Genomic DNA, 19,272 nt, shown 5'->3' with positions numbered 1-19,272 from the left:
TTCAACAAAATGACTCGATTGGGCATTGTCACAATCCGTCTTGTCAATGTAATTGTATCAATTTTTTTATGAATTATCGGAGTTTATACCAAACGGTCAATCTTTATTATAAATTATCAAACTTTATTTCAAAGCCACGTTAACAGTCTTCCTCTACAAACCCCTCTTTAGTTTTAAAGCTTATTCTGAAAATGGACCGATTCTAGAATAGTCTATAATGACTTTTCCATTTTTATATTTGTTTCAATATATCCTAGTTGTTCATATAAACCTCTTGCCACTTTGTTATGGCCAAAGACGTGAAGTCCAATCACTTTCAATCCAATCTCTTTGGCTATAATTTCAATTTGCTTCATTGCTTGTTTTCCATAACCTTTGCCTTGATTCCCTTTCCAAATGTTAATATCATAAATGAAACCCCTATTATCATCCTTTTTTGCTAGCCATACCATTCCAACTTTCACGTCTCCATCACGAATCGTAAATAAATAATTGTTATCGGTATTCAGCCCGTCAGGAAGTAACCGTTTATATTCCTCCGCTGCCTTACCAATTGCGCCCTCTTGCTGCCAATTTCCAGATTTAATTTGTTCGTTTGCGAAGTTCTCAATTGCATAACCAAGATAATGTTGAAATTCATCTGAACGCATTATTTTTAATATCACTGCCATCGTTCCTTCCCCTTTCTGACCAATATCCTATGCCCTTTCCGTCCTTCATAAAACCAAGGACATAATATATTATCTCGTACTGCTCAACTCCATAAAATGTGGAAAAAAAAGTAATACAATAATGATTAAAACAGGGAGGAAACTAAATGAACCAGCTATCGACATATGAAGATAATTTGCAAGCAAAACAAGTGAAAACGAGGTGATACTCAGCAATAAACTGCACTTTATCCTTGATTTTTTCGTTAGATATTGTTTTTTTCCGCAACACGGACACACCATCGTCAGACCATCTATTGCAAACATCTTTTTAATGGTTTGTTCCCAGTTCCATTTGGTATTACAGTTTTCACAAATGGGCATAGGCATTTTAATTCTCTCCCTGGTCTACAAAATGGTCCTTCACAACTAGTATAGTTTTCTTCTGTTAAAGTGTCCGTTTGTTGATATAACTCTTAGGAATTGGGTTTGTTTTTATACGTCTTAAATAAAAACACAATTAAATACACCAAAAATACTCCTATGCCGATGTTTATTGAAAGTCTCAGATCGTCTTTCATCAAAAATAAAAATAAAAATACTAATATCCCCGTAATGAAAGGAGTGTACCAGCGATCCATCATCACACCTCCTGCAATAAAACAAATTGCTTTTTACACAATCTGGCCCTATCGTGCGGTATGGACGCAATCGTTTATGAAGTAATTGCGCCCATTTCTAGAATAAACGTTTAAGGTTCGCTAATTCCCACTGCAAGCAGAAGAAAATATGCAGAGCCTAACACTGCACCATTTAGTAAAATTCCAGTAATGATAAACCATAGCTTTTTAGAAATGATGGCGAAAATCATACCAAGTACAGAAAGCCCTGTAAACACGCTTACAACTAAGATTATATTTACATTTGGTCCTCTAACTATAAAGAAAAAAATGATACTTATTGCCACGGTTAACAGTGATAAAATTCCCAATTTATTCTTTTTCAAAGTTGTTCCCCCTTTTTGAACCATTGTTAAACAATCTGTTCCGGTAGTTGCATACCATTGTGAAGCAGTCGTGCCTGTTTGTTGAATTTTCATAATCCATCTTATCAATGCAATTGTATCAAACTTTTTTATAAATTATCGGATTTTATTCCAAATAATTAATCTTTATTATAAATTTCCAAATTTTATTTCAAATCCACACTAAGGCGATTTTTCTAATCGAAAAATTAATCCAAGAGCAAGGATATTCGCTTAAACAAATGGATTATTTTTTATCCACTGGAGAAGATCCACTACAACCCGATTCAAAGCCTGATAGCAACGATCAGATATTAGAGAAACTGGAAAACTTAAAGGAACAATTTAACCAATTGCTCCTGGAATGCCTGGAAAAGCAAAATCAATATATAAGTGAGTCGATTAAGAAGCGAGATAAAATGCTAACTCAAACTATGAAGGAAATGCACCAGCCAAAGTTTGAAACAGCTGCTGCGGGAGAGAAAAAAGTTTTTGGAGTATACTATTTAAAAAATGATTTGGCTGTTTCATTTTATTTTTTTTGCTATCACCGTCTATAATAAAGATAGATAAGCATACAATAAAAATACCGCTTGTGCTGTAACACTAACGGTATTACAATAGCAGGCTCCCTTGAAGGGGGTCAGCATTGGGTAGAAGATAATCCACCAAGCTGTCAACTCAAGTGTGGATTATTTTTTTGGTTAAATGACAGTACTGCAACGATTAAAGAAGAAACTATTTATGTCATATTAAAAAAGAAAAACCGAGATTCCAAAAGAATCACGGCATTTCTAAGTTCAATTTTTAATTGGCAATCATTAAGGGCCATTATTCACATAATTGCTCGATTCTGCAATACTTGGCGCAGATCCTTATTTCAGAATTGCGCCCTTTTCTTGAAGTGCGAAAAACCATTATGATTCTGCCATTTCTAATTAAACAAATGCCGCTCTAATTTATACCTGTTTCTGTATCTGTTTACCAATCGACCTTTTTTCCTTCACAGTTGTTCCCACAATAATCAAAGCAGCATAGATTACGATAGCAATCGAATCTATAAACGTACCCTTAAGGGCCGAAACGTTAAGTAATGCCGTTACCCCCAAGATGACCATTAGTCGGACGATTAGGATCGCCACGATCATCCATGCAGCGAATCGAACCCTAGATTGCTCACGTTGGAATGACATAAAAAAGAATACGATGCCAAAAATCAGATTTTCCGCAGTTATAATGTGCCAAACATACGTGAATACCGTCTGGGTATCCATCGACATCGCCTGAACCTCAGGCATCGGCAGCACTGTGGATTGGCCATTCCACCCATGCGTGAAAGCAAACAGTACGGCAAGAATACCTGCGATAAAATAACAAATATTCCTAACTTTGATGTTGATCACAACCCTCCTTAGAAATTTGCGGTTCATTCCCCCGAATATCCTTGTAGAGTTCACGGGCGAATTCTGCCAATTGTTGATTATTTTCGTAATTAAAATCCCTCAACGTTTTGGATGTCATCGTGAGCATCTGGCTGACCCTTTCCAGATGATTTATTTTCCTGCGCGTTTCCGTGTTCTTGGCATCAAGGAACTCAGCAACCTCCTCGCAGTAAACGGGATCAACACTCTCCAATCTGTGGAAGCTGAATTTTCCCTTAATTTCATCGAGGGAAAAGTCTGCATACTTCATGATCTGAATATTCATCACGTCGACAAGGTCGTTCCTCGAATACTTGCGGTACTGATTGCCTTCCCGACACGGTGAGACGACCCCAATCCGGTCATAGTACCGAAGGGTATCCTTGGATACCCCAAGTATTTGCGAAGCTTCTTGTATTGAATAAAATTTTTCCATAACCATAGAATAACATTGAAGTTAACTTCAATGTCAAGCTGCTTTTTTTACTTGAATAGTCCATTAGAACATTTACTTCCCATGAAACTTTTATAGCCCGATCTTGCCGGGGTTCCCACCTACAATGTGGTAAGCAGGAACATCCTTTGCTACTACAGAATTTGCTGCTATAATGGCTACATCATGGCGTTGTCTTTTCGCAACCGCCCCACATAATATTAAAGGGATAGGTTGTTACAGAGTTCATCCGATGATTTGCTCCATTCATAATAAATTCTATACCTCTTGCAATAGCACAGAATTTACCAATAATCAGTTTATCATTAAGAAATTCATAATGATGTGTGACGTGTTCTTCAAACTTTTCTGCCCCGTTAACATCATCGTAGCAGCTATAATCTCCCACAACAATATTAGGTCTGGTAATTATATTCTTTATAAAACATACACTCTTACCCATATAAGCTTGCATTTATTACACAAACTGACCCGATCCCATAATGGAATAATCATTGAATTTATTATGAATGAAAAAGCTAGTATGACAAGAAATAAAATGTAAGAATCTAGCTCCTTTCTTGCCTTAATTATCAAAAAAAACAGACCGTATTAGGAACAGTCTGTTTTTACAACCAAACACATTTGTCACTTCTTCTTCGATCTCTCCTTAATATACCTTGGTAACACATTCGCAACATGATCAAAGTAAAAAAGTCGTTGGCCTTTTTTGAAAATCACAAGTATCATGTGAATCATCAATACAGCCACTAAAATAAAGGAAGCTAGAACACTTAATACGTAAAGCCATATTTGCGGGATAAACCACGCAGAATGATGATCCAATTCCATGTTCGTGATTATCTTCAGACACCTGTACGTTATCCAGGGTAAGTACAATGCAAAAAATCTTTTAAGCAACGACGACCATTGGGGGCTTCTCTCCCCGATGTCCATTAGCTTAAATCGCATAAAGTTTGTTCCGACTGTTTTTCCTTTCCAGATAACCGGAACGATGAAAAGAGCGAAAAATAAGGCGACAGTTTTATAACTTATTTCAATGAAAATATTACCTGTCGTCATAAATAATCCAGTGACGGCCCAACTTACATTTACTAAGAAAGAGTCGATGAGTATTGCCAGTAATTGCGGAATCGGTAATACAATATCTCTTCTTAATATAGTGGCTTTTTTGGCTAAGACGCTTGCCTTCGAAGGAAATAAGGCAAGAATAATAGGTGCAATCAAAAAGCCGGTAAGAGCGCCAACGCTATTTAACAGCAAATCATCCACATTGAACAAGCGATACGGGCAATTATATATTCCATATATACCCGTCAATTGTGTTATTTCAAAAAACAGCGAGACTAAAAATCCAATCAGCCATGCACGTTTCCAGTATTGCTTGCTGCGAAAGAAGTATCTTAAATAGACGCCTAGAGGCAGCAATAACAAAAAGTTATAGGCAGCCGGCAAAAACGCACCTTGCTTGAAGATTTGTATATAAGTCGCTGGATGGTTCCAAACAACTGAACTCCCTTTCAAAGTATCCCATACAAAGTAAAATGGCACCAACTGATAAGGAACCGTATCCGGGGGTTGCAATGCACATGTATCTTGTGTGGCCGGAAGCGGTAAAATGACTAGAAAAAAGGCCGACAGCATATAGAAAATAAAAGAAAAAACTACAACAGAAGACCAAAAACTAAGATAACCAAATTTTCTATAGCTATAAATGAGCCATGGTATAATGAGAAAAAAACCAAGAATAATAAATATAATGGCTGCAACACTTACAGGCGCTATATATGATGACATAACTAACTCCTAACTCCAATCATGAATAGTCAATAATTTAAATGCAATGCTATTACACAAGAAACCTAAATTCAACAAAAGTGGCATATAGACCCCTAATGCGCAGATTTTATCCCCTTTAACGGGGAGGATGACCCCACTTCAAGATTTCGAGGTGACACTAAAAATCTCATAAAAGTAAATCTCTTACCAATTGCTGCGAAACGTTCATCTTCATATTCTTTAGTCATTTTTTAAATTGTTTAGCATTTGACTGATAACGATCAGGTGGTTTTCTGAATGCTGCTATTTTTCATATAAACCCCACAAACTGAAGATGGACACAAAGAATGGTGATGCTCAAAAAGTAGAATCATCCACAATGCAAACAGTACCCCTATACTTGAATAAACAAACGTCTATCTAGGACCATAACTCGTGGTCATTTAATGGTTTGTTTTCCGTATGTCATAAACCGCCATAAAATTTCCAACGGCCCTCTTTTGAAAAACTTTAGCCAAATGGAGCTCACGATTAGATGAAAAATAAAAACAAGACAAGCGACCACGACAACATGTACAGGGGATATCATGTAGGGTGGTGATTCCATCCCCATTAACGAGATGATAAACAAACCAATCATACTTTGGGATACATAATTTGTAAGGGCCATTTGACCTACACGCGCAACAGGCTTTAAAAGGGTACGGATGGCCTTGTTTTCCATTAGTAAAAAAAGGGTTGTGATATAGAATAAGAATGTTGGAATTGTACCTAAAGCAATAATGTAGTTTGACTCATGATCAGGTGCAACCCAAATCCATATAGAGAAGCCAATAAAAATCGGCAATGTTACCAATTGAATCCAGTAAATCGGCTTTTTCAATTCACTGATACGACGGATCCAATCGGCCTTCGCAACAAGAAATCCGGCCAAAAACATGATAAATATTAATGTCTGATCATTCCCGATATATTCAAGAAAGGCTGAATCTCCAAAAGCGATTCGTAAAATAAGGGAAACGATATAAATACCCGTAATACCGCCCAGCCATTTACTAATTGTCGATACGCTCGCTTTATAAAAAGGAAGAAGCAATAGGCCAATAAGAGCATATGCGGGTAAAATTGTGCCGAAATAGGGGCCTAATTGAAGCACGCCAATGAAAAAAAGAGCTAATAGCCGGCGGGTAAAACGCCACCTCGGCTTATCTCCCCGGCTTTCTGCACGTGAAGCAAAAATATAAAAACCGACTCCAAACAAAAAGGAGAAAATAGAAAAAAACTTCTTTTCGATGAATATCGGGATTAGAGTATCAATCAGATGATTGATACCCCCATAATTGAGAACGATTGGATCTTCGGTGAAGGTCGGGTATCCCCTAACATTTGCAAACAGAATACCGAACAATGCCAACCCACGGATAATATCCAATGAGATAATTCTTTCTTTTTGAGAGATTGATGGATTCATTTTATATTCACCCTACTTTCAAATGAACTAATAATAAACCCATTATAAAAGAATAGCATCGTAACAAACATCGATTTTCCTAACAATTTCTGCGTAAAACCTTACGATTTTGTCATGTCCTAAAATATGATCAGACCATCGATTTTGGTCTCAAAGGACCGCGTTCCTGAAGGAGGCCCCTCCTTGTAGAAACATGGTTGAGGCTGGTTGGGACAAGATCCCGTATAAAAAGCGAAGCTATGAAACTACAAGTGAGGGGTGTACCGGTGGTTCGCGCACTCCCAAAAAGGCGGGGGACGCCAGTGACGATTGCAGACTCATTAATGCGTATGCTTAGTTTTGGAGTGTTAATAGTAGCAATTATGTCAGAAAAAAACAGTAAAAAATAACCCCCAACCTTGAGTTCGCGGCTCATTTTAGGGCGGGGGTTATTCCCAAAACATTTGTGCCGACCCCCTTGCAGGGAATCGAGCGATTGTAGACTGAAGATGCTGACACACCTTTCATCTTTTTTAATTTATTCATGTATCCCTTAATTTAATTTTTATCGACTTCTTTACTCAGGACGCTGATCCGTTTCCAGAATTCTTTAAATCAGTTTTTATAATAATCACCAGGGTAGAAATCACAAAATAAATGAAGAAACCTGCTGCAAAATATAATATATATTTCTTCATCAATTGGTCTCCCCTTTAGAAGTTCTTTTTATCGTCACGTTCATCCAATTATCATCCTTTTGCAAAGCAATTGTTCCCCAAATGTCAATTTACCCTTTACTTTCACTTCTACCCACACTAATTCAAAGCTTCGTATTTTATTTATCTTTCTGCTCACCTAATTTTCTAGTAAGCTCCTCGATTTTCTGTTTAAGTAAATCATCACTGTGGCTTTTCCTTCTCATGAATAGCAATACATTGATAAGGAAGTAGGCAATAAAACCAATAATCAAGAGGTATATAAGCAAAATGATCAACGGTGTAAATGAAATCAAATCCACTTTCTTCCCCCCTCAACTTATTATTCTTCAATCTGTACCTTTTGAAGATAGATGGAGCATTCTATAATGTTGAAATGAATCCCTGACTACGTTCGTTAACAGAATACAGGAATGTTCATCAACCCTCTACCATTCCATAATATTTCAAGATTTTCCCTTTCGTCTCTACGAGTAGTATAGGCCCTTCTTTTTCTTTAGTTGAAAAAATTTTTGCGCCTATGGGTAACTTATTCGACATTTCGTTTTCAAAGTTTGTGTCTGTCTCATTTCTTGTTATTTGTCCCTTACTTGCTCGCCTTTTGTTAAAGTTAACTTTTCAACCCAGTCAATTCCAGTCTGATAAATTACGCCGTCGAACTGAAATATATCAGCATTAGGGTCCAATGTTAAAATCTCTTCTGCATCAGGATTTCCAATTTGATAAACTTCTGTATTACCTGTATTCGCTGAATCGGAACAACCAAAACCAGTTAATAAAATCAAAACAACCCTACTTAAAAATATTCTTCATGCTTTCATGTTATCCCTTCTTATAACGTTAGACGGATATCATTTACCTTGTCATCCTGTAATTTGGCATGATTATAGGATATTTTCACAATACTTTTTTAGCATTATCTTTGGTGCACCTTTACTATCTGTGTATGTTCCGATTACATCAAAACCATTTTGTGCTCTTTTCGGAAAATAGTTGTTATGAATAACTTTCTTCTTTTTTGCTATACATTTCATAAGCAAAATATCCAAATAATAATCCTATTCCCGCTCCCCAAGCAATTGCTGGTAATAAGGAAATAGAAAGAAATATACTAAGAAGTATAGCCATGGCACACCCCATCATCATCCCAAGTGGTATGAGACTATCCAATAAATTTTGAGCGCTTTTTGTTTTTTTCTTACCCAGGGTGCCATGATGAAACTTATATTTCATTCTTAAAACGACAAATCCTGCAATTCCGCTCACTATAACAACAGGTAATAAAGTACGCACAATCTCCAAAGTGGGGAAACTCCTTTCTTTTGTTTATGATTCTATTCAATGTCCCGATACATGCATCATAGTTTTCAGCAAACCCACACCATTTGAAGAACAAACTTCAATACAATGATCGTGGACCATAAGGTATTGTATTAGCAAGGATTATATAAATGAGCAAGTTCGCTGGTAAAATAATAAACAGAATCCTTACGCCAAGAGAAGAAATACCGAAGTATTCCGCAATTCCACCGCAGACACCTGATATAGCTTTATCTGTTGTGGATTTTCTTAATTTATTTTGCATTATCTTCCCACCCGCTTCTAATTTTTATAAAACAATAGCACTCCGGTTATGTTAAAAGTTGCTAATTATTTCTTCGATAATACAAAGCTGTATTTTCCAACGGGAAAGATAGAAAATACGGCAGTTAATTCAGAAAATGTTCTGGCATCATTCATATGTCCATGTAACATGAATAACACATGTTGACTATTCCCACCAGAGTCAAGGTAAGAAAGCTTCATGTCGCCTGATTTAAAATATTTTCTTTTTCCAAAATGGCTGTCCCGGGAATTCTGCATTTCACTTCCTCCTATTTTTTCTTAATCAAATTCATTGAATACTATCTTGATATAACAGCAGCGGAACTTATCATGATTAAATAATGGATTGCAAGCCAGGAGACACCCCTTCGGAAATACAATACTATCGTGTTGTTCTGCCATTTGATCCCACTCTTTCATACAAGGACTGTGCATATATTCTGAATCAGGATTAGTGGAAAATAGTTACCGTATCACCACTTGGAACAGAACACCCTGAAAGCCAATTGTTAAGAAAAACAAACAGACAGCATAAATTTCGAAGTGTTTTTTCATCAAAGAGCCTTCACTATCCTGATGGAACTTATGAATTTTCCTCTTCATTTTATCTCATTTATATAAATTATCCAAATACTTATTGGGTGTTTATTCAACAATCTCGCCCAGTCCTGGAACACTGCCACTGCCGCAATCGTATTAGATAATTGAAAGGGCCTATTCTACATTATCGTGGTGACTTTTTTTACCACTATAAAAATTCCAAATATGAAATATAATCCAAAACGCTGCAATCAATATAAACACTTGGATTAGACCATATTGATTCGGAACGAAATGATATATCAACACGATAGCCATGACAAATGGTAGCAACAGAATCCAATACCGCTTATTCTTAAATGTTTGAAAACTAAACATAACAATCCCCCTCCAAACAATAACTTCCTGTTATTTACTCATATTCCCCAATTTAATTTCGCCAACCGGGGTCTTATATAGTACATACTTGTTCCAGCATTGCTCCTGTTGTTGCAGTTTTCTCTTGTTAAGAACGGAATGTATTAAATGGGATGGGTTTCCTCTCCCCCATTATTTTCTTGATGGTAATAGGCTTTTTTTGTTTTATCCAAAACGACCACATTCATAATAAATCCCAAGGCCAGAAAAGCAAAGGAACCTATAATATATATAAATCGAATATCATATAGCTCGGAAAAGACACCAACTACAGTAGTAACCAGTATGATTAACAGCGCCTCTAAAAGGCCAAAGATACTTGAAAATCTTCCCATGATATTTACTGATATATTACTTTGAAAAAAAGTTAAAAAGCCAGTATTTCCAAACGATAAGGCAAATGTTAATGTAAAAAAGCCTATAGACGCCCAAATAAACTCCTGTGAATATGCAAAGATTAAATAACCAATTGGTGTGAAAATTGCACCAAAACCGAGAAGGATATTAGTCCTCCAACGACTAGCGAATAAAGCATTTATTAATGAGCCTGTTATAATCCCTATTCCCGCAATACTTACAAGAAACCCATAAGCACTTTCAGATAGCGAAAGAACCTTTGTTGCAAATGCAGCCTCCAAAGAGTCTAATGCAGTCATAAATACTGTAATTCCACTAAATAGAACATAAACAAACGTAATATGCATATTTGATTTACTGAAACTAAGAATTTCTCTCCAATCTTTTCTGATTACTTTAATACTCACTTTCTCAGCAATAACAGTTTCCCCTCTTAATTCCAAATTGGGAAGTAAGAAGATTATTACTGCTGAGACACATAATGCCAAAGCATTCAGCTCAATGGCAAGATACGGAGAACCTATAATAAACAAAAAACCAGCAATGGATGGCCCTAGTATAAATCCACTTGAATTAATGAAATTTCTAAGTGCATTAAATCTCTGGCGATCTGTTTTAGGTATAAGCTTCGTCATATAAACCATAGATGTAGGCTCAAAAATGGCACTTGCAACGTTTATAATAAAAACCAAAAGGTAAATGAAAATCATTGAATCCAGAAATGGAAGTAAAAATAGGAATAATGCTCTGATCAAATTCAAGGAAATCATTAAACTTCTTTTATTTAACCTGTCGATAAAACTTCCTGACCAAAAGTTTGTACATAAAGTGGCGACAGGTATAAGAATATAAAGAACTGATACTGCCAATGGTGATCCTGTCATACCCAAAACAATCAGGTTAAGTGCAATTAAATAAATCCAAGCACCTAGATTTGATACGCCAATACCAAACAGAAGTAATAAGGGGTTTTTCCACTTCATTAGTTTCAGCATCGTATCCGCTCCTAAATTCAATATGTGTAGACATCAAAAAGGAATCCCACCCCCAGGTCATTAGACTTGAGGACGAGACTCCCTGAATTTAGAAGTTCGCGGTGCCACCCCAGTTTGTTTTTGTGTCGCCACAAAAAACCTTTTCGAGTACTTCTGGTAGAATATACTCTATCTCTATAACGGGAGATCCCGGCACATCATCAATCGCAGAAAGACATATCCTATGTGCAGCTCCGAGGCTTGGTTCCATGTACTTCTACATCCTCCCTCACAGCTAACGGAGTTCTCTGTCATGTTTAAGTACATATACTTTACTCTTCATCGCTTTTTGATTTACAGATATTTTACTACAATTCGATTAACTTTAGAATAGATGTTGGGTGAATATTCATAAAATTATTCTATGTCGCAATCGCGACCATTTCTGAAATACCATAACTAAATTAATTTATATAATCAAATACTTTCATATCCACTTCGTCTATGTTACCAATACTTTTCTTCAAATCCCATAACTGAATGTCGGATGTTTCTACATTTTTCTTAAACGGTTGGAGATTTAAAAGCGTAGTAAAATAAACAGGATTAAATTTAATTTCATTGTTAGTTAAGTTTTTCACTTTTAACAAACCCTTGAATTCTAAATTTGAAACCCTTTGACCCGTCTCTTCGTATAGTTCCCTTTTTGCACATTCCATAGGCGCTTCATTCTTTTCTCTTTGACCTGCCGGTAATTCCCATTGCCTTCTTAAAGTGTTATAACACAAAAGATATTTACCGTGCGATTTTATTACTGCATAAGAGCCAGCCAAACGTTGATATTTACTCATTTCGGCTTCTTTGACAACAAGAAAATCAAGAAATGTAAATCCATTATTCTTGGTAATCATCCACTCTCCCCCAAAAAGTCTGCTTTTATCAACTTGTAATACTCTCTAATTCAACTGGTCCCTTGCAACAAGATGGCTAAATTCTTTCATACAAGGTGCCGATTCTTATTCAAGGAATTGCGTCCGGTAGCTTAACTAGGTTTATCCTCTGACTTCAACGAATCAATATATTGTTTGCCTTCCAACAATGACAGCCCCATTACCTCTCTGGCTTTTTTAACTGCTTTAATGTCGTAACCATTATTGATTAGTTCCCGGAGTTCATTATCTATCGGACCGCTCGAAGGGATACCCGTCTTTTTCGTGATTTGTTCCAAGGTGTATTTTATTCCCTTAATCCGCCCATCAAGTTTTACTACCAGTACTAATACATACAGAACTGCAACCAAGGTCAACAATTCTATCAAACCAATATGCATGCTAATCTCTCCTTTACTTTTGCGACAGACAATACAGTCCAATTTTACAATACCACCATGCCGAAAACACTCCCCGATTGCTGAACAAAGGACATTATTCACCTTCTACTTAATAGCCCAGCAAGATCATTATAGCCAGCACCAGAACAATGGATATAGAACTAATAAATAACCTTTTTTCTCTATCTACGTTAAAAATACGTTTATAAAATGCATCTACCATCAAAATGAGAACGAAAGCAACGGGGTAGGTCATTGTAAGTATCATTGCCTTATTCATAATTGGGGGTAGTTGTAAGTTATTGGAACCCAAAATGAAAACTAGCACAAATAGGAATAAAATAATGGTACCTATCATTAGCATATTCAAAGGATTCTTCCAAATACCCGTCTCCAAAAACCCAGGGTGCTTTTGAATTATAATCTTTAGTACTATATACATTGTCATAATTACAATTAGACTGGCAATTATAAAAAAAATGCTGTTTATACTTCGGCTATCTAGGTCTATTTTTGCGTCAAGGAATATAAACAGGAATGCAGATAAGATAAGCATAATTAATAAAACAATGGTATGCCTTAGGTCTTTACTCAAACAATATTTCCCCTCTTTTTATTTGTCATATTTTCAAACTTTCATCATGTAATAGCAACCATCTGATCCGACTATACCACAATAGTTACCGATTGCAGAGACTATACCTATTAGGTACTTTGCTTTTTGTCACGGTAAACCATTAAAGTAATTGTGTTTAAAATGATGGTAACAATGAGTAGTACTGTTGCTGCGAACGTCACAAAACCTATTGTATCCGAAAGAGCAGACCAATCTTCAATTGTCACCAGATAGTATATCTCTATAATTTGAAAACACAACGATACCGCACAAGCACTCATACTCATAACAGAAAAAGTGAACCACTTCTGATTCCCTTGCTTGTTATTTCGCAGAAGCTTCCCAACAGGAAGTATCCAAGCAATCAACCCAAACACGAAACTGCCAATATTAAGCCAACCCGAATCGATCATATACCATTCCCCCTTTGCTTTTAAGTTTCTTTTAACAACATAATGTTCCGATAGTACGATATGAACGGCATCTGCTATTGCGATCGCACCCGATTCCATTATTCTTCGAATTTCATAGTGTTTTTCGTAATCTTTATGGCACGCTTTCACACTTTAGTCGGTGCAAGAAGCAGTCCTTTTCATTTTTCTGTTTTCAGTGTCATAATCAGCTTGTAAACTTGCGCATGTATATTCAGATGCTTTTTCAATACCAATCGAAATGTAATAGGGTACAAACTCTTTGGTTTATCATAAAAATAAGGCAGGGCGTTTTTTCTTGTTCAAGAAAAGCACCCGATTGTATTAACGATTGATTTTCAGCAATTATATTTTGTTTTTGGTACTTACCGTTTTGCAAAGCAAATAACAACCAAATTAAAAATAAAACTGTGGATATAAACTATTTGGCTTGATTCTTCAATGCAGGGCGCGGATCCTTATTTTAGAATTGCGCCCTATTCTGGAAGATTGATATATAAGATATACGGTCTACAGTTGTTATGAAAGACCCTTGTTCACTTAACTACTTTTGCTTTTGGTAATATTGTTTTAAGCTCAATTAAGTCATCTATTACAAAATCTGCTTGGGTAAGTTCATTCACTTGTGCAAAATCAAAATTACATCCAATTGCAATTAACCCATTATCTTTAGCAGCATTTATATCAGATAGACGGTCACCGACGACTGCTGCATTTCTGATGTCATATTTCTTTAAAATCGTTTTAACTAAATCTCCTTTATCGAGCGTTTGGATTTGTTGAATACTAAATGTTTCAGTAACCCAATTATCCAAATCATAATAACTTACAATTGCTTGTAAATATTCCACCAAGCCATTACTAGCTATGTAAATTGAATAATTGTTTTCTTTTAAGTAACTGAAAACTTCCTTTACATTTGGATATAAAGCTCCTTTTCCACTGCTGATGTTATCAATTAGTCTTTCTAGAAAATAAGAATCAGTTTGTTTCTTTACTTCATTTGAATGATTAGGTAACAGAGCTTCCCAAACCTTTGGCAAAGGTACACCCATTATTTCACGGTATTTATCAATAGGGGTATCTGTATCCCACAAGCTTAGTGACCGTAAATGGTTAAAAGTATCATCAAGTGATAATTCTAATATTTTATCTGTCTGAAATAGTGTTCCATCCATATCAAAGATTAGTGATTGAGACATTATTTTTCTCTCCCTTCTAAAATGGTGAATTAATTCATCGATTCAGTAAAATGGACCGATTCCAGCACAATCTTGTTCCATTATTGCGCCCTATTCTGGAATAAGCTTTATGCCCCGTTGCTTAGAATAAAATCACTATACAACCAATTTCGTATTATATGGTTAACCAGTTATTTCTGGTTGACCTATTTTTTATAGGTTTTATGCTTAGGGAAGCCGGGGTAGGACGTTCGCGCCCGTGGGACTTGATCCCGTCCGTAATACTGTCCACCCCCTCCTTGTAGAAACATGTTTGAGGCTGGTTCGTAATTGTTTTTATATTCAATATCCCTTTTTCTGTTTAATCGCTCCAATTATAGTTCCTATCCATATCCCCAGGGAAACACTTATTGTAACAAATCCTAATCCCATACCTTCCCAGCCTCCAACACCGATGACACTATAAGCAAGTACCCCGAAACAGATTAAGGTTAATATGATGGCCATTGAAAAAAGATATTTTCTTGAAACCTTGCGAGATATAAAAAAGATAATAATAGCAACAACAATTCCAATTAGTAGTATCGGTGTCCATCCTTCTAACATTAATGCATTCATTTTTTCACCCCCTTTACCTATACTTATTACACAATCTGGCGCTTATATGACATAAAGGGCACGATGTTTTATGCGACAAACGCGCCATGTTTGTTGAATAATGAAATTGAACCTATTATAACGAACCAAAAACTAGTCACTAATCCAAGAACTCACTAATATCAATCTCTGTTACACCATAGGAACCCGGTGGTGGAGTCAGTTCTTCTATACAAAAAAAGAATGTTTCTGCATGTTCTTCTGGGATCCAATATTTAATTTGTGGACGTTCTTCATAGGTAACATTATCAACTTCCCAAGTGGTAGTTTGTTCATTATTGAATAAACCTTTTATCCCTGAATATCTTTTCTTGTGTACAGGTTTAAAATGCTCATGCTTAATCGATTGGTCTTTCATAGCATCTTCCATCGTGTAAACATCTTTTATTAGAGATTCATTAATGTTACCTTCATAAACTTGTACCTGACCTGAAAGATTAAAGTACCACGTATATTGCTTCAATTTTATCCTCTCCTCTATTTCAATTCCTCAATTAGTAATATTCTTATTAAGACTTAGTAATTCCTTCACAATCTGGCCCGATTGCTGTACTACATCTTTTTAAATCTGTTTCTAGCAAAAAAACAAATAATCCGATAAATAAAACTAGACCAAAATAAAATAACCAGTTCATGTCATAAATTTGGCTGATTAACCAAAGAACTACGCTAAAAGATAAGGCGAACATCATTTTCCCCATGAATATCCCAAGTGCAACCGTATCATATTTTTCTTTTTCCTCTTTTGATAATGTATTAAATCCAGCTATCAGCGAAGGACCTTTCCCCAGAAAAAATATAACTCCTAACAAAATCATCAAAACAACAATAAAAGCAAAAATAATAATTATGGTAATAATTTTTACCCCCTAGTATTAGTACCTCACTTATTACAATCTAGCTCCATTGCTGAATGGGCGCAGTTCCATATTTCAAATTTTGGGTCCCTTTTATACAATTTAAATAATTTAAGTATAATGTACGTTTTTCTTTCCTATATACGAAATTGCCAATGCAATCACAGGAACAATAGGTAAAAAGGAAATCCACCCCAGGAAGTAAAATATTGGCGCAATGAAAGCAATTCCACCCAGCAGAATAGGGGATTGGGATTTCTTCTTGAAACTAAAAACGAGCAGTAGCAGTCCCGCCATTGAAACTATTACAAGAGAGATGTTAAGCAAATTCATCATATCACCTCCAACTTATTGATAAACTCATCTTGCGTAATATTAAGGAACATTGCAAATACTATACTCGAAGGAAACTATACACTGAATGATAATCGGTAAACTAAAAAGATAGTTTGAAGACGACGTTGGAAAACGATCATTTTGATTTTCGTTACTTTGTTTCCATGTAATCATGAGTTTTTTATGATCTTCCACCATCGTACCCGTTTGCTGTGGTTCCTCCTATTAGCTCCCCAGGTATTTAAAAGTTTCTGCTAACGTCTTTTCCAAATTGTCACTCAATGATTTAAATGCTTCTTTAGGAATCTTAGTCTTCGGTTCCACCCAAGTAAACCCGTCATTTATAAAACGGGGAACAATATGCATATGGTAATGCTCCACATCTTTAAATGCTCCATTTTCCTGCATGATTGTAATTCCATCTGTTTTTAGCAACTTCTCAACAGCAATCGCAATTTGTTGCGCTGTAAGAATAATCTCGCTTAAAGTTTCTTGATCAACTTCTTTAAATTCTCGATAATGCTTTTTGGGAACCACAAGAATATGGCCCTTACTAATAGGGTATTTATCTAAAAAGCAGCAAACATAATCATTTTCATAAATTATGAAGGCGCCTTCATTTCTTGATATTATTTTACAAAAGATACAATTCTCCATTCTTCCCCCTATATTTGTCCGGGTCCCTTTTACATGAGCTGCTTAACAATACGGCCCGATATGAATTTTTGACACTCCTTACTCCCTTAAAGCGCCGATTGGGTATAGATTCTTTTCTTTACTTACTTTTATACCTTTTAATACTTCCAGCCACCAATATAGCTGAACCTAGATAACTGACAATGATGCCGGCAATAATATAACCGTAAATCATTTCTAGCGAAAATAATCCTACAAGTATCAGGCATAAGCCTACCAAAGACATGACAATACTAGTAATTATATATTTCATTCTAAACTCCCATCCGCTCCTTTTGATAATTACTTATTAAACGACCTGGACCGATTCAAACTACCGATATGCCACAATTATGCCTGTTTGTTTAAACGTTAAGTTCGAGATGATCCATAGCAAGTAAATCCAACCGGGAATTCTGTCCATTAAGGGGTTCGGGCTTTTCTCTCAGTCTGGTTCAGAACTAACCGTTTTTTTGATTCTCGTTTTCCGCCCTGTTTTTTTCTTTTTCTTATAGAACACGTAAATCGCATTACTAGCCACCACTAATGCAAAAACGGACAGATACCATATCACAAATGTTAAGTTCAGTTCACGTTGGAGGATAAAGATTGCACCAAATGTCCCAAGAAGTGCCGTTAGAGCCATTACACTTAATCTCCACTCGGAATGTGCAAGCTTCTTCATTTTTTACAGTCCCTTCCCCATAATTTTCGCATACTGCGTGCGATAATCTAATTTAGGTTCAAACTATCTTTTCACAATATGTTATTCAATTAACTGGCTCGATTCCAGAACACCATATTATGCGATTATCGCCTGATTGATGAAGGTCAACCTTAAATATTTTCAACAGCTTAATACATATTTTAGCTTTAAAGTTCCATAAAGTGACTTGAATTTGGATAAAGATTACCCTTTGAAAATCCAATAGAGGTGTAAAAATTATCTGCTTGCCTAGTATCCGTATGTAACACTAAAATTTTATAACACTTTCTTGCTTCGTTAATTATCCTTTTAACCAGCATGCTGCCGATACCGTTCCTTCTGTACTCCCGATTAACATAAAACCTTCTCAGTCTGCCTATATATTGTGCTCATTAGAAAACAGGTCTTTGTTTAGGCCTCCGATAGCGACAATGACGCCCTCATTATTAAATACACCAAAAATCCCTTCACCACAATGGCTAAACATATTACTACCATTTTTGTAATCATTCAATAACCGTTCTACAAAACGAAAACCTTCCTCTTTACTTTGCTTTACTAAAGTTTCCAAATCATAACTCAACAGATTAATAACCTGTTCAATCTCATATTCCCCCATACACTACTCCCCATGTTTTATTATACTTGTAACAATTGCACACGATTTTTGTCTAAAGAATTATATCGGTCGGCAGTACCTCAACGATACGAATTTCTCTTCCTTCTCATTGCCGTAACCTTCCTTTTCATATTTAAAAGAAAAACCCTTCGCTTCATAGAAAGGAATCCCCTTCTGATTTCCTTTTTGCACAGAAACCCATTGTTCGTCAGCACCAAATTTCTTTTGCTGGAAGGTAATTGCATTTAATATCCACGTACCTATCCCTTCGTTTCTTCTTGTAGGATCAAGATATAATACAAAAACTTCCCCTGTAGTCTCACCAATCATACCGCCACCACCTGCACCAACGACTTTTTCATTCTCTATTGCAACAAAATAACCACCCCAATGCCTGTTTGATACAGTCACTTCTTCAGATATTCTGTCAATATTATAAAACTCACTTACAATTCTATTGATATATTCTTTAGGGTG

Annotated in this window: 28 protein-coding genes and 1 pseudogene; 1 reads left to right on the top strand and 28 read right to left on the bottom strand. The window is 35.9% G+C overall.

Annotated elements, in window-relative coordinates; all coding sequences use genetic code 11:
- Nucleotides 1–212: 212 nt before the first annotated feature.
- The 3 genes from ACFSMW_RS16125 to ACFSMW_RS16115 form a co-directional block, all read right to left on the bottom strand.
- The gene (locus tag ACFSMW_RS16125; RefSeq protein WP_390357323.1) at nt 213–671 is read right to left on the bottom strand and encodes a GNAT family N-acetyltransferase; all 459 of its coding nucleotides are present in this window, start codon (nt 669–671) and stop codon (nt 213–215) included.
- Nucleotides 672–740: 69 nt separating this feature from the next.
- A complete protein-coding gene (locus ACFSMW_RS16120; protein WP_390357667.1) occupies nt 741–1,034 on the bottom strand; it encodes a TIGR04104 family putative zinc finger protein in 294 nt (97 codons plus the stop codon).
- Nucleotides 1,035–1,401: 367 nt separating this feature from the next.
- The gene (locus ACFSMW_RS16115; RefSeq protein ID WP_390357322.1) at nt 1,402–1,749 is read right to left on the bottom strand and encodes a hypothetical protein; all 348 of its coding nucleotides are present in this window, start codon (nt 1,747–1,749) and stop codon (nt 1,402–1,404) included.
- 167 nt (nt 1,750–1,916) lie between these two features.
- On the opposite strand from ACFSMW_RS16115, the gene ACFSMW_RS16110 reads away from it, so the two are divergent.
- Nucleotides 1,917–2,234 (top strand): hypothetical protein, encoded by a 318-nt coding sequence (locus ACFSMW_RS16110; RefSeq protein WP_390357321.1) that lies wholly within the window; start codon nt 1,917–1,919, stop codon nt 2,232–2,234.
- Between the two features lie 399 nt (nt 2,235–2,633).
- On the opposite strand, the gene ACFSMW_RS16105 is transcribed toward ACFSMW_RS16110, so the two are convergent.
- From ACFSMW_RS16105 to ACFSMW_RS15985, 25 genes and pseudogenes are all read right to left on the bottom strand, one after another.
- On the bottom strand, nt 2,634–3,077 hold the full coding sequence (locus ACFSMW_RS16105; RefSeq protein WP_390357320.1) for a hypothetical protein: 444 nt from the start codon (nt 3,075–3,077) through the stop codon (nt 2,634–2,636).
- Complete coding sequence (locus ACFSMW_RS16100) at nt 3,058–3,537, bottom strand: MerR family transcriptional regulator (protein ID WP_390357319.1); 480 nt, start codon at nt 3,535–3,537, stop codon at nt 3,058–3,060. The genes ACFSMW_RS16105 and ACFSMW_RS16100 overlap by 20 nt, the downstream gene beginning before the upstream one ends.
- A gap of 93 nt (nt 3,538–3,630) precedes the next feature.
- A pseudogene (locus ACFSMW_RS16095) lies at nt 3,631–4,003 on the bottom strand (LbetaH domain-containing protein); the annotation flags it as partial.
- Between the two features lie 173 nt (nt 4,004–4,176).
- Nucleotides 4,177–5,346 carry a VanZ family protein gene (locus ACFSMW_RS16090; protein ID WP_390357318.1) on the bottom strand — a complete coding sequence of 390 codons (1,170 nt, stop codon included), beginning with the start codon at nt 5,344–5,346 and terminating at the stop codon, nt 4,177–4,179.
- Between the two features lie 421 nt (nt 5,347–5,767).
- Nucleotides 5,768–6,799: a DUF418 domain-containing protein gene (locus ACFSMW_RS16085; protein WP_390357317.1), complete on the bottom strand. Its 1,032-nt coding sequence runs from the start codon at nt 6,797–6,799 to the stop codon at nt 5,768–5,770.
- Nucleotides 6,800–7,613: 814 nt separating this feature from the next.
- Nucleotides 7,614–7,796, bottom strand: a complete 183-nt coding sequence (locus tag ACFSMW_RS16080) for a hypothetical protein (RefSeq protein ID WP_390357316.1) — start codon at nt 7,794–7,796, stop codon at nt 7,614–7,616.
- 273 nt (nt 7,797–8,069) lie between these two features.
- Nucleotides 8,070–8,279: a hypothetical protein gene (locus tag ACFSMW_RS16075; protein ID WP_390357315.1), complete on the bottom strand. Its 210-nt coding sequence runs from the start codon at nt 8,277–8,279 to the stop codon at nt 8,070–8,072.
- A 211-nt stretch (nt 8,280–8,490) separates the two neighbouring features.
- The gene (locus ACFSMW_RS16070) at nt 8,491–8,796 is read right to left on the bottom strand and encodes a hypothetical protein (protein WP_390357314.1); all 306 of its coding nucleotides are present in this window, start codon (nt 8,794–8,796) and stop codon (nt 8,491–8,493) included.
- Nucleotides 8,797–8,893: 97 nt separating this feature from the next.
- Nucleotides 8,894–9,079: a PspC domain-containing protein gene (locus ACFSMW_RS16065; protein ID WP_390357313.1), complete on the bottom strand. Its 186-nt coding sequence runs from the start codon at nt 9,077–9,079 to the stop codon at nt 8,894–8,896.
- A 65-nt stretch (nt 9,080–9,144) separates the two neighbouring features.
- Nucleotides 9,145–9,357, bottom strand: a complete 213-nt coding sequence (locus ACFSMW_RS16060; RefSeq protein ID WP_390357312.1) for a hypothetical protein — start codon at nt 9,355–9,357, stop codon at nt 9,145–9,147.
- Nucleotides 9,358–9,813: 456 nt separating this feature from the next.
- On the bottom strand, nt 9,814–10,017 hold the full coding sequence (locus tag ACFSMW_RS16055) for a hypothetical protein (RefSeq protein ID WP_390357311.1): 204 nt from the start codon (nt 10,015–10,017) through the stop codon (nt 9,814–9,816).
- 143 nt (nt 10,018–10,160) lie between these two features.
- Nucleotides 10,161–11,408 (bottom strand): MFS transporter, encoded by a 1,248-nt coding sequence (locus ACFSMW_RS16050; RefSeq protein WP_390357310.1) that lies wholly within the window; start codon nt 11,406–11,408, stop codon nt 10,161–10,163.
- A 443-nt stretch (nt 11,409–11,851) separates the two neighbouring features.
- On the bottom strand, nt 11,852–12,298 hold the full coding sequence (locus ACFSMW_RS16045) for an NUDIX domain-containing protein (RefSeq protein ID WP_390357309.1): 447 nt from the start codon (nt 12,296–12,298) through the stop codon (nt 11,852–11,854).
- A gap of 131 nt (nt 12,299–12,429) precedes the next feature.
- Nucleotides 12,430–12,717, bottom strand: a complete 288-nt coding sequence (locus ACFSMW_RS16040) for a hypothetical protein (protein ID WP_390357308.1) — start codon at nt 12,715–12,717, stop codon at nt 12,430–12,432.
- Nucleotides 12,718–13,422: 705 nt separating this feature from the next.
- Nucleotides 13,423–13,746: a hypothetical protein gene (locus tag ACFSMW_RS16035; protein WP_390357307.1), complete on the bottom strand. Its 324-nt coding sequence runs from the start codon at nt 13,744–13,746 to the stop codon at nt 13,423–13,425.
- 554 nt (nt 13,747–14,300) lie between these two features.
- The gene (locus ACFSMW_RS16030; protein WP_390357306.1) at nt 14,301–14,966 is read right to left on the bottom strand and encodes an HAD family hydrolase; all 666 of its coding nucleotides are present in this window, start codon (nt 14,964–14,966) and stop codon (nt 14,301–14,303) included.
- Nucleotides 14,967–15,287: 321 nt separating this feature from the next.
- A complete protein-coding gene (locus ACFSMW_RS16025; protein WP_390357305.1) occupies nt 15,288–15,563 on the bottom strand; it encodes a YesK family protein in 276 nt (91 codons plus the stop codon).
- A 139-nt stretch (nt 15,564–15,702) separates the two neighbouring features.
- Entirely contained in the window at nt 15,703–16,065 is a 363-nt protein-coding gene (locus ACFSMW_RS16020; protein WP_390357304.1) for a hypothetical protein, read from the bottom strand.
- A gap of 46 nt (nt 16,066–16,111) precedes the next feature.
- Nucleotides 16,112–16,423, bottom strand: coding sequence for a DUF3784 domain-containing protein (locus ACFSMW_RS16015; protein WP_390357303.1), 312 nt, complete (start codon nt 16,421–16,423; stop codon nt 16,112–16,114).
- Between the two features lie 147 nt (nt 16,424–16,570).
- Nucleotides 16,571–16,792: a hypothetical protein gene (locus tag ACFSMW_RS16010; protein ID WP_390357302.1), complete on the bottom strand. Its 222-nt coding sequence runs from the start codon at nt 16,790–16,792 to the stop codon at nt 16,571–16,573.
- A gap of 228 nt (nt 16,793–17,020) precedes the next feature.
- A complete protein-coding gene (locus ACFSMW_RS16005) occupies nt 17,021–17,452 on the bottom strand; it encodes an HIT family protein (protein ID WP_390357301.1) in 432 nt (143 codons plus the stop codon).
- A gap of 463 nt (nt 17,453–17,915) precedes the next feature.
- Nucleotides 17,916–18,116: a hypothetical protein gene (locus ACFSMW_RS16000; protein WP_390357300.1), complete on the bottom strand. Its 201-nt coding sequence runs from the start codon at nt 18,114–18,116 to the stop codon at nt 17,916–17,918.
- Between the two features lie 227 nt (nt 18,117–18,343).
- Nucleotides 18,344–18,505, bottom strand: a complete 162-nt coding sequence (locus tag ACFSMW_RS15995) for a GNAT family N-acetyltransferase (protein ID WP_390357666.1) — start codon at nt 18,503–18,505, stop codon at nt 18,344–18,346.
- Between the two features lie 47 nt (nt 18,506–18,552).
- On the bottom strand, nt 18,553–18,795 hold the full coding sequence (locus tag ACFSMW_RS15990) for a hypothetical protein (protein ID WP_390357299.1): 243 nt from the start codon (nt 18,793–18,795) through the stop codon (nt 18,553–18,555).
- Nucleotides 18,796–18,855: 60 nt separating this feature from the next.
- Complete coding sequence (locus ACFSMW_RS15985; protein WP_390357298.1) at nt 18,856–19,206, bottom strand: GNAT family N-acetyltransferase; 351 nt, start codon at nt 19,204–19,206, stop codon at nt 18,856–18,858.
- Nucleotides 19,207–19,272 lie beyond the last annotated feature (66 nt).

The organism is Tigheibacillus halophilus, assembly GCF_042683165.1.
In the GTDB taxonomy this organism is placed as follows: Bacteria; Bacillota; Bacilli; order Bacillales; family Amphibacillaceae; genus Tigheibacillus; species Tigheibacillus halophilus.
This window is presented reverse-complemented; position numbering and strand designations above follow the sequence as displayed.

What these genes read in the sequence shown, in the direction of transcription:
- ACFSMW_RS16125 (WP_390357323.1), bottom strand. Translation starts at nt 671, where the DNA reads ATGGCAGTGATATTAAAAATAATGCGTTCAGATGAATTTCAACATTAT.
- ACFSMW_RS16085 (WP_390357317.1), bottom strand. Translation starts at nt 6,799, where the DNA reads ATGAATCCATCAATCTCTCAAAAAGAAAGAATTATCTCATTGGATATT.
- ACFSMW_RS16065 (WP_390357313.1), bottom strand. Translation starts at nt 9,079, where the DNA reads ATGCAAAATAAATTAAGAAAATCCACAACAGATAAAGCTATATCAGGT.
- ACFSMW_RS16035 (WP_390357307.1), bottom strand. Translation starts at nt 13,746, where the DNA reads ATGATCGATTCGGGTTGGCTTAATATTGGCAGTTTCGTGTTTGGGTTG.
- ACFSMW_RS16115 (WP_390357322.1), bottom strand. Translation starts at nt 1,749, where the DNA reads ATGAAAATTCAACAAACAGGCACGACTGCTTCACAATGGTATGCAACT.
- ACFSMW_RS16040 (WP_390357308.1), bottom strand. Translation starts at nt 12,717, where the DNA reads ATGCATATTGGTTTGATAGAATTGTTGACCTTGGTTGCAGTTCTGTAT.
- ACFSMW_RS16120 (WP_390357667.1), bottom strand. Translation starts at nt 1,034, where the DNA reads ATGCCCATTTGTGAAAACTGTAATACCAAATGGAACTGGGAACAAACC.
- ACFSMW_RS16100 (WP_390357319.1), bottom strand. Translation starts at nt 3,537, where the DNA reads ATGGTTATGGAAAAATTTTATTCAATACAAGAAGCTTCGCAAATACTT.
- ACFSMW_RS16110 (WP_390357321.1), top strand. Translation starts at nt 1,917, where the DNA reads ATGGATTATTTTTTATCCACTGGAGAAGATCCACTACAACCCGATTCA.
- ACFSMW_RS16025 (WP_390357305.1), bottom strand. Translation starts at nt 15,563, where the DNA reads ATGAATGCATTAATGTTAGAAGGATGGACACCGATACTACTAATTGGA.
- ACFSMW_RS16030 (WP_390357306.1), bottom strand. Translation starts at nt 14,966, where the DNA reads ATGTCTCAATCACTAATCTTTGATATGGATGGAACACTATTTCAGACA.
- ACFSMW_RS16055 (WP_390357311.1), bottom strand. Translation starts at nt 10,017, where the DNA reads ATGTTTAGTTTTCAAACATTTAAGAATAAGCGGTATTGGATTCTGTTG.
- ACFSMW_RS16045 (WP_390357309.1), bottom strand. Translation starts at nt 12,298, where the DNA reads ATGATTACCAAGAATAATGGATTTACATTTCTTGATTTTCTTGTTGTC.
- ACFSMW_RS16090 (WP_390357318.1), bottom strand. Translation starts at nt 5,346, where the DNA reads ATGTCATCATATATAGCGCCTGTAAGTGTTGCAGCCATTATATTTATT.
- ACFSMW_RS16050 (WP_390357310.1), bottom strand. Translation starts at nt 11,408, where the DNA reads ATGCTGAAACTAATGAAGTGGAAAAACCCCTTATTACTTCTGTTTGGT.
- ACFSMW_RS15990 (WP_390357299.1), bottom strand. Translation starts at nt 18,795, where the DNA reads ATGGGGGAATATGAGATTGAACAGGTTATTAATCTGTTGAGTTATGAT.
- ACFSMW_RS16005 (WP_390357301.1), bottom strand. Translation starts at nt 17,452, where the DNA reads ATGGAGAATTGTATCTTTTGTAAAATAATATCAAGAAATGAAGGCGCC.
- ACFSMW_RS16000 (WP_390357300.1), bottom strand. Translation starts at nt 18,116, where the DNA reads ATGGCTCTAACGGCACTTCTTGGGACATTTGGTGCAATCTTTATCCTC.
- ACFSMW_RS16010 (WP_390357302.1), bottom strand. Translation starts at nt 16,792, where the DNA reads ATGAATTTGCTTAACATCTCTCTTGTAATAGTTTCAATGGCGGGACTG.
- ACFSMW_RS16060 (WP_390357312.1), bottom strand. Translation starts at nt 9,357, where the DNA reads ATGCAGAATTCCCGGGACAGCCATTTTGGAAAAAGAAAATATTTTAAA.